Annotated in this window: 6 protein-coding genes; all 6 read left to right on the forward strand. The window is 39.7% G+C overall.

Annotated elements, in window-relative coordinates:
* Positions 1 to 18 precede the first annotated feature (18 nt).
* The 6 genes from K9L86_01850 to nadC all read left to right on the forward strand — a co-directional run bounded on the left by K9L86_01850 (position 19) and on the right by nadC (position 12036).
* The gene (locus tag K9L86_01850) at positions 19 to 1218 is read left to right on the forward strand and encodes a type II secretion system F family protein (GenBank protein ID MCF7907605.1); all 1200 of its coding nucleotides are present in this window, start codon (positions 19 to 21) and stop codon (positions 1216 to 1218) included.
* Between the two features lies 1 nt (position 1219).
* Entirely contained in the window at positions 1220 to 2893 is a 1674-nt protein-coding gene (gene pilM / locus K9L86_01855) for a pilus assembly protein PilM (GenBank protein ID MCF7907606.1), read from the forward strand.
* Positions 2886 to 3581 (forward strand): hypothetical protein, encoded by a 696-nt coding sequence (locus K9L86_01860; protein ID MCF7907607.1) that lies wholly within the window; start codon positions 2886 to 2888, stop codon positions 3579 to 3581. Before pilM ends, K9L86_01860 begins: the two co-directional genes overlap by 8 nt.
* Positions 3582 to 3648: 67 nt before the next feature.
* Complete coding sequence (locus tag K9L86_01865; GenBank protein MCF7907608.1) at positions 3649 to 8460, forward strand: LamG domain-containing protein; 4812 nt, start codon at positions 3649 to 3651, stop codon at positions 8458 to 8460.
* 95 nt (positions 8461 to 8555) lie between these two features.
* Entirely contained in the window at positions 8556 to 11183 is a 2628-nt protein-coding gene (locus tag K9L86_01870) for a valine--tRNA ligase (protein ID MCF7907609.1), read from the forward strand.
* Positions 11170 to 12036: a carboxylating nicotinate-nucleotide diphosphorylase gene (gene nadC / locus K9L86_01875; protein ID MCF7907610.1), complete on the forward strand. Its 867-nt coding sequence runs from the start codon at positions 11170 to 11172 to the stop codon at positions 12034 to 12036. Before K9L86_01870 ends, nadC begins: the two co-directional genes overlap by 14 nt.
* Position 12037: the final 1 nt, after the last annotated feature.

Raw genomic sequence — 12037 nt, forward strand, 5'->3', positions numbered from 1 at the left:
TAAAAACAAGGATAAATAATGCCAGCTTATAAATATGTAGTAAGAGATAGACTAGGAAAAAAAGTGAAAGGCTTTTCAATTGCCGGAGATCGTAAGCTATTAGCCGAAGATTTATCAAAGTTGGGCTACATCTTTATATCAGCTGATGAGGTAAGCAGTCTCAAGAAAGGTAAGACAGTAAAGATTAAAAAGAAGGATACCCTTGCTCTTACTCGGAACCTAGCCGCTCTTTTAAATGGCGGTATACCCTTGCTTGAATCGATGACTACTTTGATTGGGGATACTTCGGAACTAGACCAGTTAAGTATTCTCGTTAGTATTAAGAGCTATGTTGAGGCTGGTGGTACTTTTCGCGATGCTCTTTCGCTTCATCCGAAGATATTCACTGAATTGTACCGAGCGGTTGTAGCCGGTGGAGAAGCAACCGGAAGATTGGGGGCTGCCCTTGAACAGATGTCTGATTATTTGGAATGGCAGCAAGACCTTCAGGGAAGGATTAAAGGTTTAGCAATATATCCGATTATTCTTTCAGTTATTATGTTGTTAGCTGTACTGGTAATAGTTGTTTTTGTTCTTCCTAAATTCGAAACTTTATTCTCTGATTTTGGCGCCGAGTTGCCATTGGTTACTCAATTGGCAATGTCTTTTAGTAAATTGGCTGAAAAAACTTGGTACTGGATGTTGGGGGGTATCTTTTTATTAGTATTTGTGGTAAAATTATTAATAAAGAAGTTTTATGCTTTAGCTTTGATTTATGATAAGTATAAACTTAAAGTGCCGATTTTCGGTGATGTTGTTTACAAGTTATGCGTTTCACGTTTTGCTCGTTCGACCTATCTTTGTTTGTTTAACGGGATACCAATTGTAACGACTCTTGAGATGGTACGCCAAACTATAGGAAATAAATATTTAGAGTCGGCTGTGGATATGGTTAAGAAGAGTGTATTCACTGGTGGTGAGTTGTCGGCCGCACTCTCTGGCACTAATGTATTTCCGAGTTTTATGGTTCGCATGGTTCACGTTGGTGAAAATGCTGGTGACTTATCCGAAGGCTTTAACAAGACTTGTAAGTTTTACGACAAGGAGATACCGAGAATAATTAGTGCTGTATTTGCAATTTTAGAACCTTTAATAATTGTTGGTTTGGGAGTAGCAGTTATGGCCCTTGCTTTTATTGTATTTTTACCATTGACGCAACTTTTATCAAAAGTAGGTTAAGATGAAGCAAATTATAGCCGTTGATATTGGTGCCTGTCTAACTAAGATTGCTATTGCTGAGCCAAAGCGCAATGTGTTAGAAGTTACTAGTTTAAAGCACTTTTCGACACCTTATCAAAGAGAAGATGAATTTGATGAGGAGGCTTTTTTTGAAAAACTTTTTTCACTCGTGCCGCAAAATAAAATTAAAGCGGCTCAACTAGCTATCGGGCTTCCCTCGCCAACTACTAATTTTGCCTTTTTTGAAATACCGGCCATGGCTCGTTCTGACTTGCAAAGAGCAATTATTAGCGAAGCCCAAAGAACCATTCGTCCGACCCCCACCGACACTGATATTTTAAGATACGTTGTTATTAAAAACCCAAAGTCTAAAGAAGCTCACCATACTAGCGTTTTGGCTGGGGCCGGAATTGAGGCTGATATTTTGCGTCATTATTCTTTATTTGAGCATCGAGGCATTGCTCCGAGTTTTGTTGGTTCCTCGGCTTCAAGTTTAATGGTCTATCCTTTAGGTTACTATTCGGATTTACCGGAGAACTGGTGTTTTGTGGATATTGGTTACACCAATACCACGATTGTTATTTTTTCCGGAGCGATACCGACTTTAGTACGGACAATTCTTTTTGCTAGTCGAGATTTTATTCGAGCAATTTCAACTGATAAAAAAATAGAAATGGAGGAAGCTCATCGGCTATTCTTGAAACGTGAAGCCCAGGAAGTGGTTAACACCAGCTGGGAATACCTTGTTTCAGAAATCAGGCGTTCCTTTGCTTACTATAAGGAAATTTCAGCCGGCAAGCCAATTGAGGGCGTGTATTTTACCGGAGGTATATTTTCGGTAGCGCCTTATATTGATGTTTTAAAAAAGAATGTTGGTGGAAAAGTTGAATTGTTCAATGTTTCTTCGGTAAAGAAGCTTTCACTGGAGGGGATTAATCCGGAAGAACGATCAGCGGCTAACTATTTCTTTGCAAATTCTTTGGGTTTAGCCTTATCAGTTGAGGAAAAAAAGCAAACCTTAAACTTTTTACCTTCGTCGGCCTTAAAGGAAAAACAGACTGAAACAGTTAAGTCATTGATTCAACAGGTTTTAACCTTTGTTGCTATAGGGTTAATCGTTATTCTTTGTCTTTTGCTATTTGGAGTTATAGCTGCCAAAAGTAAACAAAAGTTCGAGACTAAAACATTTTCTGAGGAAGAATATAACCAAGTTGTCGCAGCCGAGCAAGATATCTTAGCCCTTGAGAATGAGATTTCTGCTCAGAATGCTTTTGTTGAAGCGAAAAGTAAACTAAATCAATCACGGCGAAAAGTGTTTATGACTATTGCTAAATATATACCTACCAATGCTTATTTAACTACAAGTGAGATTACTAAAGGCAGTTCATCATCCGGAGGTGGCCGCGGGGCACAACGCGGAAGTCGAGGTAGTAGCTCAAGCTCGAATGAAGGGGAGTCTTTAAAGTGTGAGGGTTGGATTCAGGGAAGCTATGAAGATACTATCGAGCAGCTTAAACTTTTTATTAAAAAACTTTCAAAATCAGGTGTTTTTAGTAAGGTTGTGCTTAGCGAAGTTCCACCGCTTGAAGATGAGGTTTTCCAGCCTTTTGACAGTGATTTTACAGTCAAAGCAAGAAGGCCATTTAAATTTGAACTAGAGTTAAAAAATGAGTGAAAAAAAGCAGTTAAAAATACCCAAGTTGAACCTTGAGACATTAAAACAAAACTTTGTAATAGTTGTGGCTATTGTTATGGTTTTTGTTTTTGTTATTGATCTTTTTATTTTTAGCACTATTCGAAAAACCAATGCTCAGATTAAAGTTTTACAAGATAAAAAAGCAAAGGCAGAATCAGCAAGTGCGAAGATTGGAAAGTTTGCTAATGAAAAATTATATCTTAGCACTGAAAATTTCGAAAGAAAGGTCCCTTACAATGCTATTCCGCCGGTAGCAGCTATGCAGCAAGCCGGAATTATTATTAGTAGGGTTGGCGCTCGAGGCACATTAATCATCAGCAAAAAGAAAAGCGAGCCGTCTAGCTCTCAAGGTCAGTCTAGCTCTAATGAGGACCAGGACATAAGTGCTGTAGGTTCTAAAACGCTTAAGGAAACGGAGTTTTCTTATAAATTTAAAAGTAATTATGAAAATTTAATGAAAATTTTAGAGGAGCTATCAGTTGCTGAACCGTTATTAGTTATCCGAGGTTTTGTGATTAAGCGTATTGATTCCGACGCCCCACTCGGTGAGCCTATCGCCGGGACACCTTTTTTTAAAATACCGGAAGTTACCGGAGATGAGCGTAATTTAGAGGTAGAGCTGATTTTATCTTCTTTCTCAGAACTTTCACCCGATGGGGGGATATAGATGATAGAGTGGCGTTAATTTTAAATTTTTTCATACCTGCCTTTTTGGTTTACATTTTCCTAGAAAGATGAAATTAAAAACAAGCAAAACCCAAACTTTACTTTATGTCGGGTTTGTTCTTTTGGCTGTTGCTATGATTACGACAATAGTCATAACCGGTACAATAAGCAGCATAAAAACCGCCAATCAACAGGGCAAGGGGGCTGAAGCTTATCAATTGGCTATGGCTGGTATTGAACGAGCTAAGACCGAATTAACTGCTAATTGGGATACTTGGACTATGGATACTCTTTTGGATGAGGATCCACATCGCGGAGATACAACTGGTTTAGATGAAACCGAAGCTCTCGGAGAAGGACAATATTGGGTTCGGGTTTTAGACACTGTTCCGGCTGATCCTGATAAGTTATGGATTATTTCTCATGGCTGGGTGGATGATGCCCATCGGATTATTGAGGTCGAGTTCCAACGGCCTACGGTAGCTGCGCTTGATCCGAGCTTGGTTGCTCACTACCCCTTTGAAGGCGATGCAACTGACTTAAGCATTTATGAAAATCACGGAATTGAAGCTGGAAATATTGCCTATGGCGTTGGTAAATTTGGCCGAGCTAAAAGATTTGACGGAAACGGTGACTATGTTGATTGCGGCACTGATCCAAGTTTGGACTTAGGGGGTTCTTTTACCATTAGCGCTTGGGTTAATCCTACTGTTTTAGAAAGTTATGCTGGCATTGTTAGTAAAGATTCTAATAGATGGTCTCCCTACAGTTATATGGCTGTAACTCATGGTTCCTATATGGGTATTTTTGATAATGCCGCCTGGCGGTTCTCTGCCCCAGGGGTGATCAGCGCCAACACTTGGCATCATCTTGTTTGGGTTCATCAATCTGGTACGGTCACACTTTATGTAGACCGAGCACTTGTCGGCACAAGTCTTATGCTTGACACTGACGACCCCAATGATAATACTTATATCGGTAGTTGGTATTCAGGACACACGGCTTATGATTTTAATGGTTATATCGATGAAGTTAAGATTTGGAACCGGGCGCTGAATATAGCTGAGATTGAGGCAGAAAACCGGCGCACAGACCCGATCGCCCACTACCCCTTTGAAGGTAATGCCTTTGATGCTAGTGGTAATGGAAATAACGGAACCGAAGGCGGAGACATTGCCTATTCTACCGGTAAAATTGACCAGGCTAAAAATTTTGATGGTAGCGGAGATTATGCCTTAATACCGGCAACAAGCAATTTTGATCTTCAAGATATGACTATTTCTTGTTGGACCTATTCTGATAATTATGATGCTAATATGTTTATGTTTGAAAAAACTACCAATGACAGCGTTAATACTCAGTATTCGTTATTTTTTAATGGTGGTGGAAGCAGTAGTCAAATTTATTTTCGTACCTACGGCCTTTCTGCCGTAAATCTTGTAGCTACCGATCATGCTAACGGTCCAGTAGATGGTCAATACAATCATATTGCTGCTACCTATACTTCGGCAACTGGCACAAAGAAGATATATTGTAATGGTAACGAAATAGCCACGGTTAGCGGCCTTAGCGGAACAATCAATACAAATCCGGCTGGTACGTCTTGGATTGGAGCTTATGGCGGTGGAGCAGGATATCCTTTTAATGGCCAAATTGACGATCTTAAAATTTGGAACCGAGCATTGACTGCCGATGAAGTTAGGGCCGAATTTATCGAAGGAAATGATGGTTTGGTCGCTTACTATCCTTTTGAGGGGAATGCCAATGATCTAAGCGGCATCGGAAATCACGGAACTCAATTTGGAAACGTTTCTTATGGCACTGGAAAGTTCGGTCGAGCTAAATTTTTTGACGGAAGCGGTGATTATGTTGATTGCGGCAGCGATTCAAGTCTTGATTTTAGTAACGCTTTTACGATTAGCGCCTGGATTAATCCAACTACCTTAAAAAACTATGCTGGTGTTGTTTCTAAAGATTCTAATCGATGGTCACCTTATAGTTATATGGCGGTTTCTCATGGTTCCGGGTATATGGGGATTTATAGTGGTGGTTGGCTGTGGGCTGCAGCTAGTCCCGGATTAATTCAAGTTAATAACTGGTCTCATCTTACCTGGGTTTATCAGAATAACCTAATTTATTTTTATATTGATGGGGCACCGGTAGGCACAAGTGCTATGGCCTACACCGATGACCCCAATGATAATACTTATATCGGTAGTTGGTATTCCGGTGGTACTGGTTATGATTTTAGGGGTTACATCGATGAAGTTAAGATTTGGAACAAGGCTCTAAGTGCTGATGAAATTGCCGAGAATTATCGTGGTGGGGTGACTGCCCAATCAATAAGGCAGGGCTTAGTCGCTGACTATCCTTTTGAAAATAATAGCTGGGCTGATTTAAGCGGTTTAGGAAATGATGGTACAGCTCAAGGAGGTGCTTCTTTTGTCGCTGATGGACAAGTCGGCCAGGCTGCTAGTTTTGATGGTATTAATGATCGTGTAATTGTTGATGATGACCCGTCCATATCTGGATTAAATGCGGTGACAGTTTCAGCCTGGATTAGGGCTCAAGATTTTGGTGTCGGCGGTGATTATAATTTTGTTGCTACTAAATCTAATTGGGATGACAATCGGGAGTATAGGATAAGAATTGAGAATGGAAATACCCTTGTCTGGCATATAAGTAATGATGGTAATGATCCAGGAGGTGCAGAGAATTCGATCCCGGTCGCTGGAAACCTAAACCTTAATCAATGGCACCATCTAGTCGGAACTTATAGTGATACGGATTCTTTATGTAGACTTTATGTTGATGGTAGTCTTAAAGACACTGACACCTGTGAAGCTGGAGGTATTTTTAATGGTACGGCCAATCTTGCTATTGGTGGCTCCGGCGATAATGGGGCCAGCGGGAATCAAGATGACTTCCATGGTCGAGTCGATGAAGTTAAGATTTGGAACCGAGCTTTAGGGGTAGATGAAATTGAATGGCTTTATGCTAATGAGGTTGGAAATAACGGCTTAGTTGCTTATTATCCTCTTGAAAATAGCCTCGCTGATCTAAGCGGTAACGGAAATACCGCAACTACCAATGGCCTTAGCTTTACTTCTGGCAAATTCGGCCGGGGGGCCAGCTTTGACGGAAATGATTACATGCAAGTTCTTTCTTCAGCAAGCCTACCTTGGGGCGGGGCGTTACGGACTAACTATTCAATTGCTTATTGGTTTAAGACTAGTGATCCGTATTCTGGTTTGCATGGTGTATATTCATTAGCTGCCGGAAGTAACGGGCATGATCGGCATCTTTATCTTTGGGCTGGTAATACTTATCAAAGAGTTTGGAGCAATCAGGTTATCAATACCCTAGGGGAGAATTATGCTGATAGTAAGTGGCACCATGTTGTTCAGTGGCTTAAATCTGGTGTTGCCCAAAGGACTTATATTGATGGCAAAGCAGTAGCTGCCGGATCAAAACATACCTCAGATTTCACCTGGCCGGATCGAATTTGGTTTGGTCATTCGGCTGACCGGGGTTATTTTACCGGGCTTCTTGATGATATCCGAATTTACAATCGGCCTTTATTCGATTTTGAAATTAAAAACTTAGCTAGCGGTTTAGTCGCCTATTACCCTTTTGAGGGCAATGCAACTGATGCTAGCGGGAATGGAAATCATGGAACTGAAGAAGGTGGCGTTTCTTATAGTGAAGCTGAGCCTGATCGGGCTGCTGTTTTTGATGGTAGTAATGATTGCGTCAGCGTGAACAGTTTTGGTAATTTTGAAACAATGACCGTGTCAGCTATGGTTTACCGAACCGGCGCTACCAGCGCCCGAGAAAGCATAGTTTCCTACAAGGAAGGAGCTGGAGTAAATCAAGGTTTTGTGCTTTGTCTGAATGAAAACGGCTCTAGTCAATATCCACGAATTTATGTTCAGGTCAATGGTGTTTGGCGAGCAGTCGAGCAGACCGTAGCGATCCCTCTGAATACTTGGGTCCATTTGGCAGCTTCTTATGATGGTACAACCATAAGACTTTATCGAGACGGTGTTCAAGTTGCCTCTGGTAACTATGCCGGGAGTATGACTAATGATGGCTCACAGATGATCGGTATTGGTGCCCGGGCAAGTTTAAATACATATTGGTTTCCTGGGCAGATTGATGAGGTTAAAATTTGGAGCAGTGCTTTGGGTGCTGATGATATTAAAACTGAATATATTGAAGCAAATAATGGTCTAGTTGCTTACTACCCATTTGAGGGTGATGCGACTGATTTGAGTGGCTTGGGAAATCATGGAGTTGAAAGTGGGAATATTGCTTATCTTCCCGGTAAATTCAGCCAGGCTAAGAATTTTGACGGAAACAATGATTATGTTAATTGTGGTAGTGATTTAAGCCTTGATTTAGGCGATTCTTTTACGATTAGTGCTTGGATTAATCCCACGGTTTTAAAAAATTATGCTGGCATTGTTAGTAAAGATTCTAATCGAGGGGCACCCTACAGCTATCTGGCTGTTTCTCATGGTTTAGGGTATATGGGTATTTATAATAATGCTGTCTGGCAGTGGTCTCATCCAGGATTAATTAGTACTGGTAAATGGCAGAATGTTATTTGGTTGCATAAAAATGGTCAGCTTGGCTTTTTTGTCGATGGGGTATTATTTAATGTGATTTCGATGACTTATCCCGATGATCCTAGCGACAATACTTACATCGGCAGTTGGTCTCCCAGTTATGATTTTAATGGTTTAATTGATGACGTTAAAATTTGGAATCGAGCTATTTCCGATAAAGAAATCGGTGAGATAGTGGTGGATCCTTCATCAGTTTCTACGCCGGCAGAAGGCCTTAAACCAGTATCTGGTACTTGGGGGGAAAGGTAAGTTAAGCTAGTTTTATAAATTTCGGTTGTAAATTACTCCTGCCTATTATATAATCCCTTTGATTAGGTACAGGTTCTATTTTTTTAACTTTAAATATGGAAATTTCTTCACGCTACAACCACAAGGAAATTGAGCCAAAAATTCTAAAAAAATGGCTCGAGAGCACACTATTTAAGGCGACTAAGTCTAAACAGCCGGCCTATTCAATAGTCATTCCGCCACCGAATGTTACCGGAATTCTGCACATGGGCCATGCTTTAAATAACACTATTCAGGATATTCTAATTCGCTATAAGCGAATGCAGGGGTATCAGGCGCTCTGGATGCCAGGCACTGATCATGCTGGAATTGCTACTCAGAATGTAGTTGAAAAAAAATTAGCTAAACAAGGGCTAAAAAAAGAAGATATTGGCCGAGAAGAGTTTTTAAAGCAGCTTTGGGCCTGGAGAGATCAATACGGTTCAACGATTATTGATCAGCTTAAAAAGCTTGGTTCTAGTTGTGATTGGTCAAGAACCCGGTTTACTATGGATGAAGGTTATTCTAAAGCCGTAACTCGAGTTTTTGTTGAGCTTTGGAAGAAGAAGCTAATTTATCAAGGTGATTATATTATAAACTGGTGTCCGCGCTGTAAAACCGCACTCAGTGATGAAGAAGCTCCTCATCAGCAACGAGAAGGATCTTTGTATTATATAAAATATCCGATCAAAGGATCTGATGATTTTGTAGTTGTGGCTACAACTCGTCCGGAGACTATGCTTGGAGATACCGCGGTTGCGATAAATCCTAAAGATAAAAGATATAAGTCGATTTTAGGTCAAACCATAATTCTTCCTTTGACTGGTCGGGAAATTAAGGTAATCAGCGATGAATTTGTTGATCCGGGGTTTGGAACTGGAGCAGTCAAGGTAACCCCGGCCCATGATCCTAATGATTTTGAGATTGGTCAACGACATAAATTACCTTCAGTTTTAGTTATGAGCCCTGATGGATCGATGAATGAAAATGCTGCTGGTTATCAGGGTATGGACCGATTTGAGGCCAGAGAAGCGATATTACAGGAGTTAACTAAGCAAAAATTACTTGAAAAAACCGAGCCTCATTCTTATTCGGTCGGCCAATGTTATCGTTGTGATACTTTAGTTGAGCCATATTTGTCGCGTCAGTGGTTTGTTAAGATGAAACCTTTAGCCAAGCCAGCAATTAAGGCAGTCAAAAATGGTGAAATTAAATTCCACCCTTCTAGATGGACTAAAGTATACCTTAATTGGATGGAAAATATTCGTGATTGGTGTATCTCACGGCAAATTTGGTGGGGCCATAGGATTCCGATTTATTATTGTCGAGATTGCCAGAAGGAAGTGATCGCTGCCGAAGTAAAGCCAAAAAAATGTCGTCAGTGTGGATCAACGAATTTATGGCAAGATGAGAATGTTCTTGATACTTGGTTTTCATCCTGGCTTTGGCCGTTTGCTACTTTTGGCTGGCCGGAAAAATCGTCAAAAAAAGAATTAGACTATTTTTATCCGACTGATGTTTTAGTTACCGCGCCGGAAATAATTTTTTTCTGGGTAGCTCGGATGATTATGGCCGGGTTTGAATTCACCGGCAAAAAGCCGTTTAGTGATGTTTTTATTCACGGAACGGTTAGAGACAAGACTGGAAAAAAGATGTCTAAGTCTTTAGGTAATACTATTGATCCTTTAGGGGTTATTGATAATTTTGGCGCCGATGCTTTGCGCTTTTCTATAACTCTTTGTGCTGCAAGTGGTTCCGATGTTTATCTTTCTGATGAAAAATTTTTGGTTGGTCGAAATTTTTGTAATAAAATTTGGAATTCGGTTCGATTTATTTTCTTAAAAATTGAACAGGCAAATTTTAAAATTGATGATTTAGAAAATGTCGAAAAGGCAGCAGTTGATAAATGGATATTAGATAAATTATCTGAGGCGATCGATGAAATTTCTGCTAGTTTAGATAAGTATCGCTTAAATGATGCCGCTAAAAAGATATATGATTTTTTTTGGCATGATTTTTGTGATTGGTATATCGAAATAATAAAAGATGACTTTAACTTAACCCGGGCAAAAGTTTCTCTAAAAGTATTGCTTTCGGCAATGAAGCTGCTTCATCCGATTATGCCTTTTATAACTGAAGAGGTGTTCAGTTTAATTAAGCAAAATACTAACCTTAGTTTAGATGAGAGCATAGTGGTTTCTAGCTGGTCTAAACCGGATAAGAAAATCAGCCAAAAAGAAATTATTGAAATTCAGACTTTGGTCGCAACGATTAAGGAAATAAGAAATATCAAGGCGATTTTAGGTATCACTACTAAAAAAACAGTTTTAGAGGCGAGGGCTAGTGATAATCGACTTTCTTTTTTGAAGGAAAACCAAGCTTGGTTAAAGCGGTTAACTTTTTCAGAAAGCATTGAATTCAAGAATGCTGCTGGTGCGGAAAAATTATCGCGAGTTCTTTATGATTCTGGTTTGTGGGAGATTAATTTAGCAGTTAAGGATATTGAGAAGTCAAACTTTGTCGCTGCACTTAGTAAGAAAATTGAGTCAAAGACAGTGGTTTTAACTAAGATTCAAAAAAGACTTGCTAGTGAGCAATTTAGAAAAAATGCACCACTCGATAAAGTTCAGGAGGCAGAAACAGCAGTTACAGATTTATTAACTGAGGTTAACCGAATTAAGGATTTAAAAAATGCTTTTAACTAAAGAAATCAGAAAGACTATTGTTTTGGCTTTAAATGAAGATTCGGCGAGAAGAGATATTACTACTAGCTTAGCGATTCCAAAAGCCACTAGGATTAAGGTGGAGATCATTGCTAAAGAAAAGGGTTTACTCTGCGGCATCGAGGTAGCAAAAGCAGTTTTTAAGCAGATTAATAAAAAAGTAATTTTTAAAGCACTAAAGAAGGACGGTGCGACTTTAAAGCCTGGACAAAGAGTTGCAATAATTGCCGCCAGAGCTAGGGATATTTTAGCTGCTGAGAGAGTAGCTTTAAACTTCCTTTCGTTTTTATCGGCTGTAGCAACTAACACTGAAAAATTTGTTCATCAATCAAAGGGTAATAAAGCGATAATTATGGATACCCGTAAAACCATACCTAACTTGCGCCAGTTGCAAAGATATGCAGTTTTAGTAGGTGGAGGCCGCAATCATCGTAGTTGTTTATCGGGAGCGGTTTTAATTAAAGATAATCACTTAAGAATTGGCCGATATCTAAATAAGGGTAAATTAGACGATAAAAAGATTGCTAAGTTAGTTAAAAATTTTAGAAAGAAATCTTCTGGCAAAATTGAAATTGAAATTGAAGAATTATCTGAATTCCGCCAGGTTGCTCAAGCTAAGCCGGATATTATTATGCTTGATAACTTCTCTTTAGCTGATTTAAAAAAAGCGGTAAGTATGCGCAATGAAAGTTTCCCGAGACTAAAGCTAGAGGCTTCAGGCGGAATAACCTTAAAGAATGTCCGGGCGGTTGCTCGTAGCGGAGTAGACCGGATATCTATTGGTTGCCTAACGCACTCCCTAAAATCTATCGATTTCTCATTAGAAGTAATATAGT

This window comes from Candidatus Omnitrophota bacterium (assembly GCA_021735655.1).
In the GTDB taxonomy this organism is placed as follows: domain Bacteria; phylum Omnitrophota; class Gorgyraeia; order Duberdicusellales; family 4484-171; genus JAHKAJ01.